This window comes from Streptomyces sp. NPDC059003 (assembly GCF_042740445.1).
In the GTDB taxonomy this organism is placed as follows: domain Bacteria; phylum Actinomycetota; class Actinomycetes; order Streptomycetales; family Streptomycetaceae; genus Streptomyces.
Genome location: NZ_JBHYJH010000158.1, coordinates 1 through 20,674 on the forward strand (window position 1 = coordinate 1; position 20,674 = coordinate 20,674).

Below are 20,674 nucleotides of genomic sequence, written 5' to 3' on the forward strand. Positions count from 1 at the left end.
CACCCCGAGGGGTGCGGCCCCCACCCCCGTAGACCCAGCGGAGCGTCAGCCGCAGCCACCGCCGCACTGGCAAGGCCCGCCGGACTGGCAACCGCAGCTGCAGCCGGGACCGCACTGGCAACCGTTGGCACAGGTGTCGCGCTCGGGGGATTCGGCCATGGTCTCCTCCTCGAAGGCGTGAGGCGTACTGCCTGCTATCCATTCCATGCACCGCTCAACGGGGCGCGTCAACGGCGCACATCCGCGCACGCCCGCCCACCGAACGCTGGTCGCCGCCTCTCGCGCCCCCCTTCCCTGCCGTAGGCACGGCTTGAGCTGCGCCGCGCAAAGGGAGTTCCAGACCCGGGCAGTAGGTCGGCGCCGTTCTCATGTTCCCCGCAGAGCGGACCCGTCAGGAGCCCCTGCCCGTCTCCTCATTCGTACGCGCGCATGAAGCCCCTCGTTGCCACCCGAGGGCGGGACCTGGCGCGGCCTGCGCCGTGTGATGAGGGACACTCTTCAGGTCTACTCCAGCCGAGGTCGATTAGCCACATGTCTTTTGGGTATGAGCTGACCGATAGCGGCTGTCAAGCATGCGCCATTAGAGTACTCCGAAGTGATGACGGCTGAACGAACCCGTACGATGGGTAGGTTTCGGCACTCAAAGTGCAGACCCGCTGTCACACAGTCGAAGGAGCACCATGCCCACGGTCGTGGACCCGAGCCTCAATCGCCGCAAGCTGCGTCTCGCCCTCAAGGCGGCACGTGACAAACGCGGTCTGACGCAGCGTGAGGCGGCGGACACTCTGGAGTGGTCGCTGTCGAAGCTCATCCGCATCGAAGCGGGTACGGTCAGCCTCTCCGTCACGGACCTGCGCGCGATGCTCCACGAGTACGGAGTCGACGACCCCGGCGTCGTCGCCGAGCTGGAAGAGGCCGCCCGGGGCAGCAAGGGCCAGTCCTGGTGGACGGATTACAAGGATGTCATCAGCCAGCCGTTCACCCAGTACCTGGGCTACGAGAGCGCGGCGACGGACATCCGCGGCTATCACCCAAGCCTGATCCCTGGACACCTGCAAACCGCGGACTACATCACCGCCCTCTTCGAGGTCGGCGAGCCCGTCTCGAAAGCCCAGCAGCGCATCGACCTCCGCCTGGCCCGGCAGGAGCGCATCTTGCACGAGGAGGGCCCGCGCGTGGAGATGGTCCTGGACGAGGCGGCGCTGCGCCGCCAGGTCGGCGGGCCGGCGGTCATGCGCCGCCAACTGACTTTCCTGAAGGAGCTGAGCGCGGAGGGCAAGGCCCTCCTGCGCGTCCTGCCCTTCAGCGCGGGAGCTCACGACAGCCTGGACAGCAGTTTTTTCCTGCTGGGTTTCCAGGACGACGAGGACGTCCTCTATGTGGCAGGCCCTGGTGGCGTGTCCACGATCCGGGACGACCGCGAGATCGTGGCCCGCTATCAGGAGTGCTTCGAGGACTTGCGGAACAAGGCGCTCTCCGAGGAGGACTCCGTAGCGTTGATCGACAGCCTCATCGAACAATTCCAGCGCACCTGACGCCGCATCAGCGTGGTATCGGGGCCCAGGGGAAGGCATGACGATGAAGAAGGGGCGCGCCAAGCGCGGCGGACCGGAGCTGAGGCCCGATCCCGCGCGCGTCAGCACCACACGCCCCGCCGCCGACCCTGGGCCCCGTGAGCGGGCTGAGATGTCCGCCCTCGTCGGGCTGTTGCTCAACAGCCGCGAGACGTCCACACGACTGCTCCGCTGGAAGAGGGCGGAGGCCGCCACCAGGATCCGGCGTAGGCACGCACACGTGGACGACCTGATGCGTGTCATCCGCTTCCTCGTGGTGACGATCGGCTTCTTCGCCGCCGTCTCCGTCCTGGTCGCCTACGCCGGCATACGGATGGGCGTCCCACCAGAGATCTGCTGGTTCGGCACCATGACAGGGGCGCCGATGCTGGTCAGAATGTTCATCAAGCTTTTCGAGACGGTGCGTCCCTCCCTGCCGGACGCACCCAAAGATCCACCACCCAATGACGTGCCTTAGCGGGGGACTTGGCCCACCACCAGCCCGCGGCGGCGGCCGCCGCCACCAGCACCGCCAACCAGATGGCCAACCGCACCCACGCGCTCCCGCCCAGCAGAGAAGCACCCGCGCCGACGGCCGAGGCGAGCGCGCCAGTCACGAGGCAGTAGCCGAAGATCCCGGCCCCCCCGCCCTTCGCCCGCTCTCGCCGCTGACTACTCATCGCGCATCCGGTCGTGTCCGAGTGACTCATCGCCGCGCCTGGTGTCGCTCCAGGTCCGAGAACAACGCTAGTGCCGCGCGCCAGGCATTTCTGGTGAAAGTGAGCCTGGAGTCTTCCGGGCGCATCGAGTCACGCACCCAGACCTCCCCGGAGCACACGGCCACCTCGCAGCATTGTGGGTCTTCCTCTTTGTTGCTGTAGCTGCTCCTACGCCAGGAAACCGCACCCCGATCCTCAGCCAATGCCGCCCCCTCTCACCCACCAAGGTGCCGCTCTCCTGGCAGCCTGCTGCGTCGGGAGACCGCGCCGGGCGCCCCAGCCCCTGCCAACGCGAGGCTCGTTCCGAGAAGCGCTGTACGTGTAACAGGTCCTACCCGCTGCGGTGCCCGCTTCAACAGGCCGCTACCGGCCACGGCCCGGACCACACGCCCGGCGGCTCCGAAACAGGCGCCCGCACGACGTCTTCCCTCCAGCACCAACCGCGTGGCAAGCTCCCGCCCAACGCAGACATGAACGCAGTTCATGTATCTGGACGGCGATGAGAGGGTGTGGCCCATGACCGAGCTCAGCAGACGTGGCGTCCTAGGTGGCGCCGTCGCCGCCGTGGCCGGTGTCTCTGCGGGGGCCACGGCGGCGGGAGCTGCGACGGCGGGGGCGGCTCCGCGGTCGGGTGGGCTGTGGCGGGAGTTCGCCAGGGATCCGTACGCCCACCCGCAGATCCCCTACGTGGGTCAGGCCGGGTATCTCGGCGGCGAGTGGCGCTTCCGGCGTCCGCATGCCGTCTTCCCCGTGCGCCGTCCCGGCGCCGGGACGGACGCCACGGCCGCTATCAACCGCGCCCTCGCCGCCGCCGGAAAGGCCGGCGGCGGCACGGTCCAGCTCGAAGCCGGTGCGTACCGCGTCGACGGCGTCATCCGGATCGCCCACGACGGAGTCGTCCTGCGCGGTGCGGGCAGTGGGCGCACCAAGCTGGTCGCCACCCGGCACCTCACCGAGCTCATCGGGCCCTACGGCAGCCGCTACGGAGGCGACAAGTCCAGCTGGTCCTGGGCGGGTGGGCTCATCTGGCTCTGTCCGGAGGCGCGTTGGGACTCGCTCGTCGGTGCCATCAAGGACAGGGCCTGGCCGTTCGAGGGGTGGACCGGCAACCGGCGCGACGAGTGGCGCACCCTCACCACCGTCGGCCCCGCCACCCGCGGCTCCTGGTCCGTCCGCGTCGCCGACCCGGCGGATCTGCGCCCCGGTGCCCTGGTCCTCCTGCGGCTCGCGGACGACTCCGGCCACACCCTCCTGGAGCACATGGCGGGCGGCGGCCCCGGCCCGGAGGCGTACACCTGGGACGACAAGACCAAGCTCACCTCGTACGTCCCCTACGAGTGGCCCGTACGGATCGCCGATGTCACGGGGCGCACGGTGACCTTCGAGCGCCCGCTGCCCCTCGACGTGCGCCCGGAGTGGGACCCACGGCTCACCACCCATGTCACCGCCCTGACCGGCTCCGGCGTCGAAGGCCTCACCCTGGAGGCCGTGGAGACGCCGCAGTCACCGCACCTCCTGGACAAGGGGTTCAACGGCGTCACCTTCCAGTGCGCGTACGACTGCTGGGCCGACGACGTCCACGTGCGCCACGTGGACAACGGCTTCGGGCTCGTCGCCGCCTCCGCCTGCACCCTGCGCCGCACCGCCGTCGGGGGCCGCGGCTCGCACCACCCGTACTTCTGCCGCGAGGGCTCGCACGACAACCTGATCGAGGACTTCCGGATCGAGCGGCGCACCGTCCCCGCCCCCGCCGGGACGCAGCTCCACGGCATCAACGTGGAGGGCCTCTCCTCGTACAACGTCTGGTCGCGCGGCCACATGGAGATGGGGACCTTCGACACGCACCGGGGGATGCCGTTCGCGAACGTCCGCACGGAGATCGTCGTCAACAACGACGGCCGCCACGGCGGGGACGCCAGCGCGGGGCCCCTCTACGGAGCGCGGTTCACCCACTGGAACGTGACGGTCACCAACCAGCGCGCCGGACTGGTCAAAATTGACGACATCGCGCCGTACAGTGCCACGGTCGGCATCTCCCGGGTGCGGGAGTTCGACCAGATCGACGTACCCGACTTCTCCGGGGAGCTCAATTCCCGTATCGAGACGTACGGTTCGCCGGGCTCCGTACGGCCGCGCAACCTCTACGACGCCCAACGCGCCCTGAGTGACTAGTGAGGTGAACAGGAGTCACCCGAACGGGACAAGCCGCACGACCGTCACCGTCAGGACCGAACCCGACACGTAGTAGAGGACGATCGCGCCGCCCACCGTCGCCTCCCGACGGTCCCGCTCCTCGTCCACAGCCGTCGAGCCGTGCCCGTAGGGGTCGCGGCCGAGCGTGCGCTCCATCGCCGTGCGGAACTGGTCGGCGTCGCCCATCTTGGCGAGGGTGTCGTCGGCGGGCGGTGCGTAAGTGATGCGGTAGCTCCGGCTCCGGTGACGGCTCACGCGATGCTCCGCCTCTCGGCCTCGTCGGCCGCGAGGCGGTCGAGCAGCGCCTCCGCCTCGGGGTCGGGCACGGCCTCCAGCATCCAGTGCCGCATCACGGCGTGGATCTCGTCGACGCCCGCGGCGTTGATGGCCCGGTCGAACTCCGGGCGCCGGTCCTCGGGCAGGGCGGCGCGGATGTCCGGGATGGTGTTGGGCACCTCGACCTCCTCGCCGCCGATGAAGGTCTTCAGTGGTTCGGCCATGGTCGGGTCACTCTCCCTGGGCTCCCTGGACGGTCCCGGCGCTGGTCTGGGCGGATCTCGGTGAGTCCGGCGGATCTCGGTGAGTCCGGCGGATCTCGGTGAGTCCGGCGGATCCCGGCGCAGCACAGCGGCTCTCGGCCGATCCCCGCCGATCTCACCGTAGCGGCAGCGCCGGGACGTTTCAGCCGGTGTCAGGCACCGGCCTCGGCCTTCTCCGCACTCCCCGCGCTCCCCGCGCTCTCCGTACGAGGCGCCGCCTGCGGCTCGTCCGTCGCCGGAAGCCCCCGCATCAGACCCCAGTACCCGAGCGCCGCCACCGTGCCGAGGGCCGCGCAGCTGCCCCACAGCCAGCCGGGGCCGAGGCGGTCGAGGAGGAAGCCGGACATCAGCGGCGCCACGAGGCCCGCGACGGCCCACGACATCATGTACATGCCCTGGTAGCGGCCGCGCGCGTGGGTCGGGGAGAGCCGCACGACCAGGCTGCTCTGCGTGGGCGCGTTGATGATCTCGGCGAGCGTCCACACGAACACCGTCAGCGCGAAGACGCCGACGGAACCGGCGAACGTGGTGAGCCCGAAGCCGAACGCCGCGACGAGCGACGAGAGGACGAGCAGCCGCTGGGGGTCCCGGTGCTCGATGAAGCGCGTCACCGGGATCTGCAGCGCGACGATGACGATGCCGTTGACGGCGATCGCCACGCCGTAGTCGCTCGGCGAGAAGCCCGCGTCGCCCATCGCCACCGGCAGGCCCACGGACCCCTGCTGGAAGAGCAGGGCGACCAGGAAGGACAGGCCGACCACGCCCATGAAGCGCCCGTCCCGCAGCACCGTGCCGAGCCCGACCTCCGGCTCCGCGGCCGCGGCGTCGCCGGTGCGCGTGGGCCGGGACTCGGGCAGCTTCACGAAGACGACGATCGCGCACGCGAGCGTCATCGCCGCTTCGAGGAGGAAGCCCGCGCGGTAGCTGGAGGAGGCGATGAAGCCCGCGCCCGCCGACGAGATCGCGAAGCCGAGGTTGATCGCCCAGAAGTTGAGCGCGAAGGCGCGGACCCGGTCCTCGGGCGCCACGATGTCCGCCATCATCGCCTGCACGGCGGGCCGCGAGGCGTTGGCGGACATGCCGACGAGGAAGGCGACCGCGGCGATCGCCACCGGGTGGGTCATGAAGGCGAGCAGCGCCACCGAGCCCGCCATCGACGTCTGCGCGATCAGCAGCGTGGGCCGCCGCCCGAGCCGGTCGGTCATCACGCCCGCGCCGAGGGCCGAGATCACACCGCCGAGCCCGTGCAGCGCGGCCACCAGACCCGCGTACATGGCCGAGTAGCCCTGGTCCAGGGTGAGGTAGAGCGCGAGGAAGGTGGAGACGAAGGCCCCGAGCCGGTTCACCAGGGTGCTGGTCCACAGCCACCAGAACGCCGACGGGAGCCCGGAGACGGACTCCTTCACGGCACGTCTCACTGCGGTGACTTGCATACGGATCCCCCGGGGCGGTGCGAGCGGACGAGCTGGACGGACAAGGGCATGTAAGTGGCCCATGCGGCTTGCACAACTTACGCATGAGCCGGCGCCCCGCGCCAGACATTTGACCAGGACCGTCAATCGCTCCGTGGCGCGACCCCTACAGGAGTTCCATTACGCTCGTGGGCATGGCCGACGCACCGTACAAGCTGATCCTCCTCCGCCACGGCGAGAGCGAGTGGAACGCGAAGAACCTGTTCACCGGCTGGGTGGACGTCAACCTCAACGAGAAGGGCGAGAAGGAGGCGGTCCGCGGCGGTGAGCTGCTCAAGGACGCCGGCCTGCTCCCCGACGTGGTCCACACGTCGCTCCAGAAGCGCGCGATCCGCACCGCGCAGCTCGCCCTGGAGTCCGCCGACCGCCACTGGATCCCCGTCCACCGCAGCTGGCGCCTGAACGAGCGCCACTACGGCGCCCTCCAGGGCAAGGACAAGGCCCAGACGCTCGCCGAGTTCGGCGAGGAGCAGTTCATGCTGTGGCGCCGCTCGTACGACACCCCGCCGCCCGCCCTCGAGGACGGCACCGAGTTCTCCCAGTCGGACGACCCGCGCTACGCCTCCATCCCGCCGGAGCTGCGCCCGAGGACGGAGTGCCTGAAGGACGTCGTCGTCCGCATGCTGCCGTACTGGTACGACGGCATCGTCCCGGACCTGCTCGCCGGCCGCACGGTCCTGGTCGCCGCCCACGGCAACAGCCTGCGCGCCCTGGTCAAGCACCTGGACGGCATCTCCGACGCCGACATCGCGGGCCTGAACATCCCCACCGGCATCCCGCTCTCGTACGAGCTGGACGCCGACTTCAAGCCGCTGAACCCGGGCGGCACGTACCTCGACCCGGAGGCCGCGAAGGCCGCGATCGAGGCCGTGAAGAACCAGGGCAAGAAGAAGTAAGCCCCACCGGTCGGACCGGCCGGTCGAGCCCCCTTCCTGCGGAATTTCCGTGGGGAGGGGGCTTTTGGCGTGTGCGTGTGGAAGGGGCCGGTGGCGTCAGGGGGTGTCCATGTCCGAGATGTTGCGTACGAGGTCGCTCACCGTGTGCAGGATTCCCTGGCCGAAGTCAGTCGGGGCGACGAGGACACCGAACACCACCGCCACGGCCAGGGTCGTCGTCTGGTCGACCCGGCTTCTGGCCTGGACGCGTCGGCGTATGAGGAGGACGAGCACCACCGCCAGCAGCACTGCCACATTGATCGTGAGTCTCACCCGGGCGGCCTCCCCTCAGGCGAGTCAGGCGAGAACATCCCAGCATTCCTGTGTAGCCCTGGACGGGGGACGCGGCGGCCCCCGTGCCGGAGATTGGCGGCAAAACGCTCATCCGGGGCCGGATCGGTGCAGGGGCGGCGTGGGCTCCGGCGTCAGGGGCGGCGCTCGGTCAGATGCGTGAACGCGTCCAGGTTCCGCGTGGACTCCCCGCGCGAGACGCGCCAGTCGTACTCCTTGCGGATCGCCGTCGCGAAACCCAGCTCCAGGAGGGTGTTGAAGGAGCCGTCCGCCGCTTCCAGGACGGAGCCGAGGAGGCGGTCCAGCTCGTCGGGGGTGATGGCGGCGAGAGGGAGCTTGCCGGTGACGTACACGTCGCCCAGGGGGTCGATCGCGTAGCTCACTCCGTAGAGGCGGAGGTTGCGTTCGAGGAGCCAGCGGTGGACGCCCTCGTGGTTCTCGTCGGGGCGGCGGACCACGAAGGCGTTCAGGGAGAGGGAGTGCTTGCCGACGATCAGCGAGAGCGTCGTGGAGAGCTTGCGGGTGCCGGGGAGCTTCACCACGTACGAGCCGGGCTCGGGGGACTCCCACTCGAGCTCGGCGTCGGTCAAGGTCTGCTCGATCGTGGCGGCTGCGTCACCCATGGTGCGAGCGTACGTGACGCCGGTGATCGTGCATCGCCGCGGTGTACACGTCGGCCGTGGCGGACGCCGCGGTGCCCCAGCCGAAGGACTCGGCGTGCAGCGCGGCCGCCGCGCCCATGCGGTCCACCAGGTGGGGCTGGTCCGCGAAGTCGCGCAGCACGCGCGCGTAGAGGGCGGGTTCGTGGCCGGGGACGAGGAATCCGGTGACCCCGTCGCGCACGGCGACCGGCAGGCCGCCCACCGCCGCCGCGAGCACCGGCGTGCCCGCCGCCTGCGCCTCGATGGCGACGAGCCCGAAGGACTCGCTGTAGGAGGGCATGACGAGGACGGAGGCCGCGCGGAACCAGTCGGCGAGCTGTTCCTGGCCCACCGGGGGCTGGAAGCGGACGACGTCCGCGATGCCGAGGCGCGCGGCCAGCTTCTGGAGGCCTTCGGGCTTGGCGAGGCCGCTGCCGCTCGGGCCGCCGACGATGGGGACGACGATGCGGCGGCGCAGCTCGGGGCGCTCGTCGAGGAGGACGGCCACGGAGCGCAGGAGCACGTCGGGGGCCTTGAGGGGCTGGATGCGGCCCGCGAAGAGGGGGACAAGGGCGTCCTGCGGGAGCCCGAGGCGGTGGCGGGCGGCGGCGCGGCCGTCGGCGGGGCGGAACCGGTCCAGGTTGACGCCGGGGTGGACCACGGCGACCTTGCCGGGGTCGGCCTCGTAGTGGCGTACGAGTTCGTCGGCCTCTTCGGAGGTGTTGGCGATGAGGCGGTCCGCGGCGCGCACGATCTGGGTCTCGCCGATGACCCGGGCGGCCGGCTCGGGGGTGTCGCCCTCGGCGAGCGCCGCGTTCTTGACCTTGGCCATGGTGTGCATGGCGTGCACGAGGGGGGTGCCCCAGCGCTCGGCGGCGAGCCAGCCGACGTGGCCGCTGAGCCAGTAGTGGGAGTGGACCAGGTCGTAGTGGCCGGGGCGGTGGCCCGCCCAGGCCTGCATGACGCCGTGCGTGAAGGCGCACAGCTGGGCGGGCAGCTCCTCCTTGGCGAGGCCCTCGTACGGGCCCGCGTCCACGTGGCGCACGAGGACGCCGGGGGCGAGCTCGACAGCGGGCGGCAGGGCGCCGGTGGTGGCCCGCGTGAAGATCTCGACCTCGATGTTGATGTCGGCGAGGCGCTTGGCGAGCTCCACGATGTAGACGTTCATGCCGCCCGCGTCGCCGGTGCCCGGCTGGTGCAGCGGTGAGGTGTGGACGCTGAGCATGGCGACGCGGCGGGGGCGGCGGGGCGAGCCCGGCAGGCGCAGGCGGGCGGTCGCCGACGGCCCCGACGGGAGACGTCGCCCGAGCCTGGTCACGTAGTGGCTCACGTGGCGGTCCTCCTTGGCCTTGGCGGCGGGCGGGCGGCGTACGGCCTTGCGGGTCGTGCGGGTGCGTGCGCACGCCTTCCGGGGTGCCTTGTCCGTACGCAGGGCATGACTCCGGAGAGGTCGTGCGCGGCCTCCACATCCAGCAACGCCGGAAGGCCCACCTCCATTTCCTCTTTGCCAAAGCATTACCTTGGGGGTCTCAACCGTAGGGCTTGCTTACGCTTGCCCCTATGGCTCCCCGCGCCCCCCGCTCTTCGCCCCACCCCGTGGGAACCGTCACGCGCGGGACGACCAACCCCAACCGGCTGCGCCGCATGGACCGCTGGATCGCCGCCACCCACGGCCCCGCCCTGCGCCGCGCCCCCGAGCCGGTCGCCGTCGACCTCGGCTACGGCGCCGCGCCCTGGACCGCCGTCGAACTGCTCCTGCGGCTGCGCACGGTCGCCCCGCACGCGCGCGTGGTGGGCATCGAGATCGACCCGGCCCGCGTCGAAGCGGCCCGGCCCTACGAGCGCGACGGCCTCAGCTTCCGGCACGGCGGCTTCGAAGTGCCGCTGCCCGCGCGCCCGTTGCTGATCCGCGCCGCGAACGTGCTGCGCCAGTACGACGAGGCCGAGGTCGCCGGCGTCTGGGAGCGGCTGTGCGCGCGGCTCGGCCCCGGCGGGCTGCTGGTCGAGGGGACCTGCGACGAGATCGGGCGGCGGCACGTCTGGGTCGCACTCGGGCCCGAAGGGGCGCGCACGGTGACGTTCGCAACCCGGCTCGGCTCCCTGGAGCGCCCCTCCGACCTCGCGGAACGGCTGCCGAAGGCGCTGATCCACCGGAACGTGCCGGGCGAGCCGGTGCACGCGTTCCTGCGCGACTTCGACCGCGCGTGGGCGGCGGCGGCGCCGTACGCGTCGTACGGGGCGCGGCAGCGGTGGATCAGGGCGGTACGGGACCTGACGGCGGACTGGCCCGTGGTGGACGGCGCGGCGCGGTGGCGGCAGGGGGAAGTGACGGTGCGCTGGGAGGCGCTTGCGCCGCGGGTGGCGTGAACGGGGCCTTGCGCCGCGGGCGGCGTGAACGGGACCTTGCGCCTCGGGCGGCGTGAACCGGGCCCCGCACCTCGGGCGGCGTGAACCGGGCGTGCGCCCGGCGGGCGCAGCCGCCCCCATCCCCGTACGCCGCCGCCGCGAGTGCCGCACTTCCACCCCCGCCGCACGCATGCGCGCCTCCGGCGTGGAAATGATCTCCCCGGCGCTCCGCCGACACCCTCCGACCGATGGGAACGATCTCCGCGTGCCGTTCGTCACATGAGGCGGGTGGGGGTTCAGAGTTGCCGCGGGGCCCTGTCGTATTGGGCGCCGGCGTGGCACCATCCCGATGGCGTCAACAAGTTACTGACGGTAAATCAGGTTGAGCGGATTTCTCCGGGGGTGGCGAGCGTGTCCGGCAAGCGGTACTCGACGGCGACGGCCGTGGCTCTGATCTGCGCGGCGACGGTCCTGACCGCGCCGGGCGCGGCGTTCGCGAGCCCCGCCGAGCCAACGCCCGGCGCGGACCCGGCCCTTGAGCGGGTCCGCCAGCAGATCGACCGGCTCTACCGCGAGGCGGGCACGGCCACGGACGCGTACAACGCCGCGGAGGAGAAGGCGAAGAAGCAGTCCAAGGAGATCGTCCGCCTGGCCCGCGACATCGACGAGGGCCAGCGGAAGCTCGACCGGCTCAAGGCCCGCGCGGGCGCCGCGGCCCGCGCGCAGTACCGCGGCGGCGGCATCCCCGACGAGGCCCGCCTGATGCTGAGCGACGACCCCGGGGCCTTCCTCGACGGCGCGGGCCGCCTGCGCCGCGGCCAGCACGCGACGAAGTCGATGCTCACCGAAATGAACCGTACGCAGGAGGACTTGCGGACCTACGCCAAGGACGCCACGGCCCAGTGGAAGAAGCTGGAGACCAACCGCAAGGCCAAGGCCAGGGCGAAGAAGAAGGTCAAGGAGAAGATCGCCGCCGCCGAGAAGCTGGAGTCGCGCCTGGAGAAGAAGGAGCGCGAGCGGCTGCGGAAGCTGGAGGAGGCCGCCGCCCGCCGCGAGCAGTCCAAGTGGGTCGACACGGGGATACTGAAGGACCTGAGCGGCAAGGCGACCGACCGCGGCAAGAAGGCGGTGGCGTTCGCGACGGCCCAGCTCGGCAAGCCGTACGTCTGGGGGGCGGAGGGCCCGAAGTCGTACGACTGCTCGGGGCTCACGTCCAAGGCGTGGGCGGCCGCGGGCCGCGGCATCCCCCGTACGTCACAGGAGCAGTGGAAGCAGCTGCCGCACGTCGACGTGAAGAACATGCGCCCCGGCGACCTGATCATCTACCACAAGGACGCCAGCCACGTGGGGCTCTACGTGGGCGACGGAGCGATCGTGCACGCCCCGCGCCCCGGACGGAACGTGACCGTCGCGGGGGCGGGCTCGATGGAGATCCTCGGCGTGGTGCGGCCGGACAAGTAGGCGGTGCGGCCGGACAAGTAGGCGGACACGTCCGCGGGCGCCACCCGTGTGACCCAGTGCACCCGAAAGCGCCCCGCTCAACCTCCCCGGCGTGATGTTCGTCATCACAGGCGGACCGAGTTCGTGCCCTATTGCGGTCCAGGAAGCGGAATATGCCGCTGGCCGAGTGCCGCGCCGCATTCCACACGCACCCCGGCTACCGCTATGGTCCCCGTCTGGTGTGGGGCGTGCGACCGTCGCCCCACCGCGCCCTCGGGGGGAGGGAAGGAACTCAACGCAATGTCCGTACCCATACCGCGGCAGAGAGCGATCCCGGCCGCGGAAGGCGGCCAGACCCACCCGGCGCCACCGTTCGCGCCCCACGTGGCGGACGGCGACGGACCCGTCGGCGGCTCCGGCCTCACCCTCCTGGTGATCGAGGACGACCCGGGCGGCTCCCTGAGCGTCCCGGAGCTCCTCGACTCCGCGGGCAAGCCCATCCGCATCCGCGCCGCCCGCAACCTCACCGAGGCCGAGCGGCTGCTCACCGACGACGTGCACTGCATCCTGCTCGACCTGGCCCTGACCGGCGGCTCCCCCACGGGCTCGCACGCGGGCCCGCCGGCGAGTCCCCCCATGGGCCCGCCCGCGAACGCCGACGCCGGGGCCACCGGGGCCACCGGGTCCACCGGGTCCGGCAGGTCCGCCCCCGCGTCCGACGCCGGTGACGCGGACGAGCTCGCCGCGCTCAAGCACGTCCTGCGCCTGGCGCCGCGCCACGCCGTCCTCGCGCTCACCGCGTCCGGCGACGCCGAGCGCGGCGCCGAGGCGGTGCGGGTCGGCGCCCAGGACTATCTGTTCCGCGACGAGCTGGACGGCCGCCTGCTCAGCCGCGCCATCCGGTACGCGGTGGAGCGCAAGCGCGCCGACGCCGCCCAGCGGCAGCTCACCGAGTCCCGCCTGCGCGCGCAGGAGAACGCCCGCCTGGAGCGCGGCCTCCTGCCGACCCCGCTGCTCGACGGCTCACCGCTCCGCTTCGCCGCCCGCTACCGCCCGGGCCGCTCCCGCGCGCTGCTCGGCGGCGACTTCTACGACACGGTGCGCACGCCCGACGGCTCGGTGCACGTGATGATCGGCGACGTCTGCGGCCACGGCCCCGACGAGGCGGCGCTCGGCGTGGAGCTGCGCATAGCCTGGCGCGCCCTGACCTTCGCGGGCCTGGTCGGCGACCAGCTGCTCTCCACCCTGCAGCAGGTACTGGAACACGAGCGGGCCGACGAAGAGATCTTCGCGACGCTGTGCACGGTCGACATCGCGCCGGACGGGCGCCGGGCCGGCCTGTGCCTGGCCGGTCACCCGTCGCCGCTGATCGCGCGGCCTGGCCGCCCGGCCGAGCTGCTTCCGTACGAGAACTCGGGCCCCGCGCTCGGTCTGCTCCCCCGCGCCCGCTGGCCGCGCCAGCAGGTGGAGCTCGGCGGCAGCTGGAGCCTGATGCTGTACACGGACGGCCTGATCGAGGGCCGCGTCGGCGCGGGCACGCAGCGGCTCGGGCAGGACGGCATGGTCGACATGGTGCGCCGCCAGATCGCGGCGGGCCTGCGCGGAGACGCGCTCCTCACGGCTGCCGTCAACGAGGTCAGGGAGCTGAACGGCGGCGATCTGACGGACGATGTGGCGGTCCTTCTGCTCGACCGCGACCGCGATTAGCACTCCGCTGGGAGCGCTGCCCCACGCCTGCTCGGGGCCGGCTACCGCCCGCCGTTGTACGGGCCGTACGGGCCGTCGCTGCTGGAGCCGCGGCGGCCGCCGCCCCCGCCCATGACCTGCCGCAGCGCGGGCCGCACGTCGACCATGTACACGATGGTCGCGATGAGGCCGATGATGGGCAGGAACGACAGGATGTTGAAGATCAGGTTCACCACGAAGGCGAGCCCGAGGATGATCAGCCAGAACGGCTTGGTCTTCTTGTCGGCCGCGCGATAGGCGTCCTCACGCCGGACGGCGGCGTCGAGGAGCGCGAAGCCGCTGAACAGAATCAGGGCCAGCGACAGCAGCCACATGAAGTTCGCGAACCCCTGCATCAGCACAACGTCCACCACCAGTCTCGGCGTATCCAACGCGACGTACGACACGAACGCGTGACCTACACGCAGTCACCGTACCCGCTACCCCGACAACGGGCCGGACACTCCGAGAGTGCCCGGCCCGCCGAGGCGGACGCAGCCTGCCCGGTCGGCCGCTCGGTCGGCTGCTCGGTCGGCTACTTGGCCGGCGGTGTGGTCTTCTTGGCGGTCGTCGTCTTCTTGGCCGGGGCCTTCTTGGCGGCCGGGCGGGCGGCGGCGGTGCTCTTGCCCTGCTCGCCCTCGGCGGCGGAGGCCTCGCCCTCGGCGGAGGCGGAGCCCTCGGCCGCGCCCTCCTCCTTCTCCTTCTGCTCCTCGTCGGGCTCGACCGCGTCGGCCAGCTCGGAGATCTCCTCGGCGGCCTGGCCGCGCCAGGTCTTCACGGTCTGCTCGCCGTGCTCGGCGACCTTGTCGTACGTGTCGCGCGCCTGCACCGCGACGTCGACGGCCACGCCGACACCGCGGAGCGCCAGGTCCTGGGCGCCCTCGCCGACCCGCTTCAGGTCGGTGTCGAGGACGCCGATGAACTCCCCGACCTTGGTCTGGATGACCTCGCGCACCTCCTTGGCGCGCGCCGCCGCCCTGCCCTGGACTTCCCTGGGATCGGTGTTGCGGACGGCCTCGAAGCGCGCGGGGGCCTCGGACGCGAGGCGCTCGACGATGCCCGGCACCTTCTTCGCCTGCTGGTACGCGAGGTCGGCGCCGCCCGCGAAGAAGTAGAGGGGCTTGGGGTCGCTGAGGGTCTTGCGTACGTCGTCGGTGATGGCCATGGCGATGGTCCTCCCGGATTCGCTTTCGGCTGGTTCAGCTTGAGGGTTCGGCATCGCTGCCGTCGGCCGTGCGGGGTCCGTCAGCGGTGGTGTCCTGGTCCGCGATGCCCTGATCTGCGATGCCCTGGTCTGCGATGCCGTGGTCCGCGGTGAAGCCGTTCTCCTTGCGGAACGACTCGTAGATCTGCAGGAGCACCTGCTTCTGACGCTCGTTGATGGACGGGTCGGCGAGGATGACGGCGCGCGTCTCCAGCTCGACCCGCTCCTTCTCGTCGAGGATCCCGGCCCGGACGTACAGCGTCTCGGCGGAGATCCTGAGCGCCTTGGCGACCTGCTGGAGCACTTCGGCGCTCGGCTTGCGCAGGCCGCGCTCGATCTGGCTCAGATACGGATTGGACACCCCGGCGGCATCGGCGAGCTGCCGGAGCGACAGCTGCGCGTTGCGCCGCTGCTCCCGCAGGTACTCACCAAGACTGCCGACGTTGAGCGATGCCATGCTCCGATACTGCCCCCTTCCCGCTAACTATTGCAAGCAGCTGCTTGCAATAGTGCGCTGGACCACGTTCCGGAACACATATGATCCGGACAATTATTCGATCTTCCGGCGGCCCGTCCGGGTCGTCGGGCGAAATGGGGGGGAACCCATGCGCCAGAGAGCGATTGCCGCCGCGGGGGCCTGTGCCGCCGCCGCCGTCATCGGGGTCGTCGGGGTCGGCGGGGTCGCCGGCCTCGCGCCGGTCGCCGTCGCCGCGCCCGCGAGCCCGGCGGTAAAGGCAGGGCCCGACTTCAACGGGGACGGCCATCCGGACCTCGCGGTCGGCGCGCACACCGCGACCGTGGACGGGGTGAAGCGGGCGGGCGTCGTGACCGTCGCGTACGGCTCCGCGAGCGGCCTGACGTACGACACCGCGTCGGTCGTCAGCCAGGCCACGCCGGGCGTCCCGGGCGAGGCCGTCGAGGACGGCAAGTGGCGGGAGGTCAGCGACTTCGGCGACCTGGACGGCGACGGGTACGACGACCTGGCCGTCCACTGGGGCGAGAAGAACACGGTGCTCTGGGGGAGCAAGGACGGCATCACCGGCGCGGGCACGGCGCTTCCGGCCGGCAGCTACCGGCCCGAGTCGCCCAAGCTGCTCGGCGGCGGCTTCGGCGTGGGCGACGTCAACGGCGACGGCGTCGACGACTTCGTCAGCCGCGGCAACGACGGCCGCTCGTACGGCGTCTCCGTGCTGCTCGGCCCGCTGAACCGCGACACGGGCAAGCCGGCCGGGGTGTGGCACCGCGACAGCGCGCGGGCCGACAAGCTCGTGATCGGCACGGTGTACGTGGGCGACCTGACCGGCGACGGCGTCGACGACGTCGTGACCAGCGGCGGCGTCGTCCTCGGCAACGGCAGGCCCGGCGGTGTCGTGCTCAAGGGCTCCAAGGACGGCCTGGTCAAGGGCAGCGCCTTCAAGGGCCCGTACCCGACCAGCCACGGCGGCGCCCTCCGCGGCGCCTTCGGCGACCTGAACAAGGACGGCTTCCAGGACCTGGTCACCGGCTACCCGGGCCAGAACAAGGTGTACGTGACGTACGGCGGCCCGGACGGCACCAGCGCCACGCTGAAGTCCCGTGCCTACTCGCAGGCGAGCGCGGGCGTCCCGGGCGTGGACGAGGAGGGCGACAAGTTCGGCTCGGCGCTCGCGATCGGCGACACCGACCGGGACGGGTACGCGGACCTGGTCATCGGCGCGCCGTACGAGACCGGTGCGGACCCGGCGACGACGGCGAAGTCCGGTGCCGTCACCGTCCTGCGCGGCAGCGCCGACGGGATCACCACCGAGGGCGCCAAGGTGCTCACGCAGAACTCGAAGGGCGTGCCCAGCGCGTCGGAGAACGACGACCACTTCGGCGCCGCGGTGACCGTGACCGGCTCCGACGTGTACGTCGGCGGCAACGGCGAGGACGGCTACAAGGGCCGCGTCTGGCGCCTGCCGACCGGTGCGTCCGGGGTCACCGGCACGGGGGCGACCAGCTTCCGCCTGGACACGCTCGGCGGCCCGGCGGGCGGCGGCAACTTCGGCTACCGCATGGTCGGCTGACTCCCTGGTGACCGGCTGATGGTGACCGGCTGACGTGGCCGACTGACGCCTCGTACCCGAGCACTGAGCCTCGTACCCGCATCACCAAGAAGTGGGCGGCTCCCGGAGATCCGGGGGCCGCCCACCCGCGTCGGCGTGCGGGCGCACCGTCAGACGCGGCTGATCACGATGTCGCCCACCACGGTGTGGGCCCGCACCTTGACGCTCTCGGCGCCCGGGCCGGGGCCCGCGGAACCGATCGAGTTGTGCACCGTGCCCGCCGTGGAGTTGACCTCGAGCCAGGCCGCGCTGGCCGAGCTGACGCCGACCTCGAGGCTGCCGTGGGTGGCCTCCACGTTGACCTGGCCGCGGGCCACCTCGCCGATCTTGATGGGGCCGTCCTCCGACTTGGCCTCGACGTCGGCGTGCGCGACGCCCACGGAGACGCGGCCGGTGAGGGAGTTGAGGCGCAGCGCGCCGGTGACCTCGCCGAGGTTGGTGTCGCCCGTGAGGTTCTTGACGGTGGCGGCGCCCTCGATGCTGCCGAGGTCGACGCGGCCCGCGCCCGCCACGTCCACGTCGCCGGTGGCGCGCTCCAGGCGGATGTCGCCGGACTCGGTCTTGAGGTAGGCGGCGCCCGCCTCCCCGACGCGGATGTCACCGGCGGCGGACTCGAACCGGCAGTCCCCGAGGCGGCCTTCGGCGGTGAAGACACCCGCGGCCGCCTTGCCCTGGACGTCCGATCCCGACGGCAGCTCGATGCTGATCTCCAGCGAGCCGCTCTTGCCGAAGAGCGTGCGGGTCTTGGGGCCCCTGACCACCAGGCGGCCGTTGCTGAAGCTGACCTCGGTCTGCTCCGCGGCCTTCACGTCGACGTCCCTGCGGCCGTCGCTCGGGAGGACCGAGACCACGGTGTCGAGGCGCTTGCTGGCGATGATGCGGGCCGTTCCGAGGTCGAACTCGACGACGGCGGAGAGGGACTCGGGAGTGTCGAAAGTAGGCATGGCCGTCCATTCCTGGGCTGTGGTGTGCGACCCCGCCGGCGGCGCGGTCCCTGCGTCATGACGCCATCATGGCATCATCATGGCGCCAATGCAACCCACTGCGGCGCACGCATGGCGCCACGGGGGGGCGAGGCGGAGCGCGATGCGCGTGCGCACGCCGGGACGCACGCCGTCTGAGCTGGGGTTATCCATCCGGCCCGGGAGCGGCGTCGCCGCAGATCAGAGCGCCAGAACGGCATCGGGAAGGCCCATCGAGAGCGGCGCGCGGGCGGCGGGCGGGCCGCGTGGCACCACTGCGGCGCATGGCTGGGTGCCACATCGGCGCCGGTCAGCGCGCCGGAGGTGACATCAAGCCGTCCTCGGGCCCGGCCTCGGGTCTGTCTTCGGGTCCGTCTTCGGGCTGGGCCGGGTCGCCTCGCGCAGGGCGTGCCGCGCGGCCGTCGCCGCCGGGTGGCGGCTGCTGCCGCGGCGCACGACCGTGAAGATCCGCCGTGCCCGGTGCCCCGGGGGCAGCTGCCGCAGCGCGACGGTCGGCGCGGCCGTCGGCGGGGCCGTCCGCCACACGAGGTCCGGAAGCAGCGCCGCGGCGTGCCCCGCCTCCGCGAGCCGCAGATGGACCAGGAGGTCGCTGGACTCGAACCGCACGTCGGGCTCGAACCCGGCCTCGCGGCACAGCGTGAGCGCCCAGCGCCGGGCCGCCGCGCCCTCGGGCTCCATGACCCAGGGGTGACCGGCGAGGGCGCGCAGGTCACCGGCCGCTCCGGGGCCCGGGAGCGCGAGGCGCAGCGGGTCCTCGCACAGCTCCTCCTGTTCGAGTACGTCGGAGCGCGGCTCGGCGCCGCCCGGGTACTCCTCCGTGACGACCAGGTCGAAGTCCCGGGCGAGCAGGGCGGGCAGGGCCTTCTCCGGCTCGGCCTGGGTGACGTGGACGCGCAGCCGCGGGTGGGCCGCGCGCAGGGCGGTCAGGGCGGCCGGGACCAGGGCGAGGGCCGCGGTCTGGAACGCGGCGATCCGCAGGGTGCCGGTGAGCTCCGTGAGGGAGGCGGCGATGTCGGCCTCGGCGCGTTCGAGGCGTTCCAGGACCGCCTCGGCGTGGGTCACGAGGATCTCGGCCTGCTCGGTGAGCCGCACCCGCCGCCCCACGGGTTCGAGCAGCGCGACCCCGGCCTCGGCCTCCAGCTGCGAGAGCTGCTGGGAGACCGACGAGGGGCTGTACGAGAGGGCGGCGGCGACCGCGGCAAGGGTGCCGCGGTGCTTCAGCTCGCGCAGGAGGCGCAGGCGGTGCAGGTCGTACATGGCGGCGCTCCGTTCTCTCGCGCGTCTCGCGTGTGGCACCTGCGGGGTGTGTGGCGCCTGTGGCGCCCCACGCTTCGGTTTCTCCGATGAATATAGGTCGGAAAGATGAGCTGGACCGATGGGTTCGGCAGGCCGCAAGGTTGCCGCATGACTCTCGCGGAACCCCACACCCTCTGGTACGCCCGCCCCGCCGCCCGCGCCTGGACCACCGCGCCCGCGCCCGCCGAGGTCCGCTCCTTCCACGCCGCGCTGCCGGAGTACGCACCCACACCACTGACGGAACTCCCCTCCCTGGCCGTCGAGTTGGGAGTCGGCCGGGTCTTCGTCAAGGACGAGTCGGCGCGCCTGGGCCTGCCCGCGTTCAAGGCGCTCGGCGCGTCCTGGGCCGTGCACCGGGTTCTCGCCGGGCGGGCGTACGGCGAACGCGTGGAGCTCGTCACCGCGACCGACGGCAACCACGGCCGCGCGGTGGCCCGCATCGCGCGGCGGCTCGGGCACGGGGCTCAGGTGTTCGTGTCGGGGGGCGTGCACCCGGGGGCGGCCGCCGCGATCGAGGGCGAGGGCGCCCGGGTCACGCGGGTCGACGGGGACTACGACCTGGCGGTGCGCGAGGCGGCGGCGGCCGCGCGCGAGCCGCACACGGTGCTCGTGCAGGACACGGCCTGGCCCGGGTACGAGGAGGTCCCGGCCCTGATCGTGGAGGGCTACTCCACGCTCTTCGCCGAGATCGACGACCAGCTCGCGGCCGTCGGCGCCGGTGCTCCGGACCTGGTGGCCGTGCCGGTCGGCGTGGGCTCGCTCGCGCAGGCCGCCGTGACGCACTACCGCAGCCGCCCCGCGGGGACGCGGCCATCGGCGCTGCTCGCCGTCGAGCCGACGGCCGCCGCGCCCGCCCTCGCGAGCCTCACCCGGGGCGAGTCGGTCACCGTCACCACCGGCGAGACCACCATGGCCGGGCTCAACTGCGGCACCCTGTCCAGCCTCGCCTGGCCGCTCCTGCGCGACGGTCTGGACGCGGCGGTCGCCGTCACGGATGCCGAGGCGGGGGTGGCGGCGCGGGATCTCGGTGGGCTGGGGGTGTCATCGGGGCCGTGTGGGGCGGCGGGGCTTGCGGGGGTGCGGGTGGTGCTCGGGCGGGGGCTGCTGGGGGTGGGGGCGCATGCCACGGTTGTGCTGCTGAGCACGGAGGGGGTGGAGGCGAATCCGCACGGCGCCGGGTGAGGCCCTAACGGGGGGTTCCCCAATCCCGCCCCTTCCCGAACTGGGGGCTCCGCCCCCAGACCCCCGCTCCT

21 protein-coding genes are annotated in these 20,674 nt (G+C 72.1%); 9 read left to right on the plus strand and 12 right to left on the minus strand.

The genetic code is table 11. From position 1 onward, the window contains the following. Nucleotides 1-680: 680 nt before the first annotated feature. Together ACFWZ5_RS36295 and ACFWZ5_RS36300 are read left to right on the plus strand one after the other, a co-directional pair. Nucleotides 681-1,535: a helix-turn-helix domain-containing protein gene (locus ACFWZ5_RS36295; protein WP_384799440.1), complete on the plus strand. Its 855-nt coding sequence runs from the start codon at nucleotides 681-683 to the stop codon at nucleotides 1,533-1,535. Between the two features lie 37 nt (nucleotides 1,536-1,572). Further along, nucleotides 1,573-2,031: a hypothetical protein gene (locus ACFWZ5_RS36300; RefSeq protein ID WP_384799443.1), complete on the plus strand. Its 459-nt coding sequence runs from the start codon at nucleotides 1,573-1,575 to the stop codon at nucleotides 2,029-2,031. Between the two features lie 228 nt (nucleotides 2,032-2,259). Here ACFWZ5_RS36300 and ACFWZ5_RS36305 read toward each other — a convergent pair whose 3' ends face one another. After that, entirely contained in the window at nucleotides 2,260-2,475 is a 216-nt protein-coding gene (locus tag ACFWZ5_RS36305; protein ID WP_384799446.1) for a DUF397 domain-containing protein, read from the minus strand. 313 nt (nucleotides 2,476-2,788) lie between these two features. On the opposite strand from ACFWZ5_RS36305, the gene ACFWZ5_RS36310 reads away from it, so the two are divergent. Next, complete coding sequence (locus ACFWZ5_RS36310) at nucleotides 2,789-4,444, plus strand: hypothetical protein (RefSeq protein WP_384799449.1); 1,656 nt, start codon at nucleotides 2,789-2,791, stop codon at nucleotides 4,442-4,444. A gap of 15 nt (nucleotides 4,445-4,459) precedes the next feature. Here the strand turns inward: ACFWZ5_RS36310 and ACFWZ5_RS36315 are convergent, their stop codons facing one another. The 3 genes from ACFWZ5_RS36315 to ACFWZ5_RS36325 form a co-directional block, all read right to left on the minus strand. Then, nucleotides 4,460-4,651, minus strand: a complete 192-nt coding sequence (locus ACFWZ5_RS36315; protein WP_384799496.1) for a hypothetical protein — start codon at nucleotides 4,649-4,651, stop codon at nucleotides 4,460-4,462. 65 nt (nucleotides 4,652-4,716) lie between these two features. Further along, complete coding sequence (locus ACFWZ5_RS36320; RefSeq protein ID WP_384799452.1) at nucleotides 4,717-4,965, minus strand: hypothetical protein; 249 nt, start codon at nucleotides 4,963-4,965, stop codon at nucleotides 4,717-4,719. A 191-nt stretch (nucleotides 4,966-5,156) separates the two neighbouring features. Beyond that, entirely contained in the window at nucleotides 5,157-6,437 is a 1,281-nt protein-coding gene (locus ACFWZ5_RS36325; protein ID WP_384799455.1) for an MDR family MFS transporter, read from the minus strand. Between the two features lie 173 nt (nucleotides 6,438-6,610). Between ACFWZ5_RS36325 and ACFWZ5_RS36330 the strand changes: the two genes are divergently transcribed. Next, nucleotides 6,611-7,372: a phosphoglyceromutase gene (locus ACFWZ5_RS36330; RefSeq protein WP_384799458.1), complete on the plus strand. Its 762-nt coding sequence runs from the start codon at nucleotides 6,611-6,613 to the stop codon at nucleotides 7,370-7,372. A 96-nt stretch (nucleotides 7,373-7,468) separates the two neighbouring features. On the opposite strand, the gene ACFWZ5_RS36335 is transcribed toward ACFWZ5_RS36330, so the two are convergent. The 3 genes from ACFWZ5_RS36335 to mshA all read right to left on the minus strand — a co-directional run bounded on the left by ACFWZ5_RS36335 (nucleotide 7,469) and on the right by mshA (nucleotide 9,673). Further along, on the minus strand, nucleotides 7,469-7,684 hold the full coding sequence (locus ACFWZ5_RS36335; RefSeq protein WP_384799461.1) for a hypothetical protein: 216 nt from the start codon (nucleotides 7,682-7,684) through the stop codon (nucleotides 7,469-7,471). A gap of 152 nt (nucleotides 7,685-7,836) precedes the next feature. Beyond that, on the minus strand, nucleotides 7,837-8,325 hold the full coding sequence (locus tag ACFWZ5_RS36340) for a YbjN domain-containing protein (protein WP_384799464.1): 489 nt from the start codon (nucleotides 8,323-8,325) through the stop codon (nucleotides 7,837-7,839). Then, nucleotides 8,318-9,673, minus strand: coding sequence for a D-inositol-3-phosphate glycosyltransferase (mshA, locus tag ACFWZ5_RS36345; protein ID WP_384799467.1), 1,356 nt, complete (start codon nucleotides 9,671-9,673; stop codon nucleotides 8,318-8,320). The genes ACFWZ5_RS36340 and mshA overlap by 8 nt, the downstream gene beginning before the upstream one ends. A 230-nt stretch (nucleotides 9,674-9,903) precedes the next feature. Between mshA and ACFWZ5_RS36350 the strand changes: the two genes are divergently transcribed. From ACFWZ5_RS36350 to ACFWZ5_RS36360, 3 genes are all read left to right on the plus strand, one after another. Then, nucleotides 9,904-10,710 (plus strand): class I SAM-dependent methyltransferase, encoded by an 807-nt coding sequence (locus tag ACFWZ5_RS36350; RefSeq protein ID WP_384799470.1) that lies wholly within the window; start codon nucleotides 9,904-9,906, stop codon nucleotides 10,708-10,710. A gap of 381 nt (nucleotides 10,711-11,091) precedes the next feature. After that, nucleotides 11,092-12,150: an NlpC/P60 family protein gene (locus tag ACFWZ5_RS36355; protein WP_384799473.1), complete on the plus strand. Its 1,059-nt coding sequence runs from the start codon at nucleotides 11,092-11,094 to the stop codon at nucleotides 12,148-12,150. A gap of 279 nt (nucleotides 12,151-12,429) precedes the next feature. Then, nucleotides 12,430-13,836, plus strand: coding sequence for a PP2C family protein-serine/threonine phosphatase (locus tag ACFWZ5_RS36360; RefSeq protein ID WP_384799476.1), 1,407 nt, complete (start codon nucleotides 12,430-12,432; stop codon nucleotides 13,834-13,836). Between the two features lie 41 nt (nucleotides 13,837-13,877). Here ACFWZ5_RS36360 and ACFWZ5_RS36365 read toward each other — a convergent pair whose 3' ends face one another. The 3 genes from ACFWZ5_RS36365 to ACFWZ5_RS36375 all read right to left on the minus strand — a co-directional run bounded on the left by ACFWZ5_RS36365 (nucleotide 13,878) and on the right by ACFWZ5_RS36375 (nucleotide 15,515). Further along, the gene (locus tag ACFWZ5_RS36365; RefSeq protein ID WP_384799499.1) at nucleotides 13,878-14,210 is read right to left on the minus strand and encodes a DUF2516 family protein; all 333 of its coding nucleotides are present in this window, start codon (nucleotides 14,208-14,210) and stop codon (nucleotides 13,878-13,880) included. 179 nt (nucleotides 14,211-14,389) lie between these two features. Then, entirely contained in the window at nucleotides 14,390-15,019 is a 630-nt protein-coding gene (locus tag ACFWZ5_RS36370; protein ID WP_384799479.1) for a hypothetical protein, read from the minus strand. Nucleotides 15,020-15,053: 34 nt separating this feature from the next. After that, nucleotides 15,054-15,515, minus strand: a complete 462-nt coding sequence (locus tag ACFWZ5_RS36375) for a helix-turn-helix domain-containing protein (protein WP_384799482.1) — start codon at nucleotides 15,513-15,515, stop codon at nucleotides 15,054-15,056. 148 nt (nucleotides 15,516-15,663) lie between these two features. On the opposite strand from ACFWZ5_RS36375, the gene ACFWZ5_RS36380 reads away from it, so the two are divergent. After that, nucleotides 15,664-17,103 (plus strand): FG-GAP and VCBS repeat-containing protein, encoded by a 1,440-nt coding sequence (locus ACFWZ5_RS36380; RefSeq protein WP_384799485.1) that lies wholly within the window; start codon nucleotides 15,664-15,666, stop codon nucleotides 17,101-17,103. Nucleotides 17,104-17,252: 149 nt separating this feature from the next. On the opposite strand, the gene ACFWZ5_RS36385 is transcribed toward ACFWZ5_RS36380, so the two are convergent. Both ACFWZ5_RS36385 and ACFWZ5_RS36390 read right to left on the minus strand, forming a co-directional pair. Beyond that, on the minus strand, nucleotides 17,253-18,086 hold the full coding sequence (locus ACFWZ5_RS36385; RefSeq protein WP_384799488.1) for a DUF4097 domain-containing protein: 834 nt from the start codon (nucleotides 18,084-18,086) through the stop codon (nucleotides 17,253-17,255). A gap of 348 nt (nucleotides 18,087-18,434) precedes the next feature. Then, the gene (locus ACFWZ5_RS36390; RefSeq protein ID WP_384799490.1) at nucleotides 18,435-19,382 is read right to left on the minus strand and encodes a LysR family transcriptional regulator; all 948 of its coding nucleotides are present in this window, start codon (nucleotides 19,380-19,382) and stop codon (nucleotides 18,435-18,437) included. Nucleotides 19,383-19,529: 147 nt separating this feature from the next. Between ACFWZ5_RS36390 and ACFWZ5_RS36395 the strand changes: the two genes are divergently transcribed. After that, nucleotides 19,530-20,603 (plus strand): pyridoxal-phosphate dependent enzyme, encoded by a 1,074-nt coding sequence (locus ACFWZ5_RS36395; protein WP_384799493.1) that lies wholly within the window; start codon nucleotides 19,530-19,532, stop codon nucleotides 20,601-20,603. Nucleotides 20,604-20,674 lie beyond the last annotated feature (71 nt).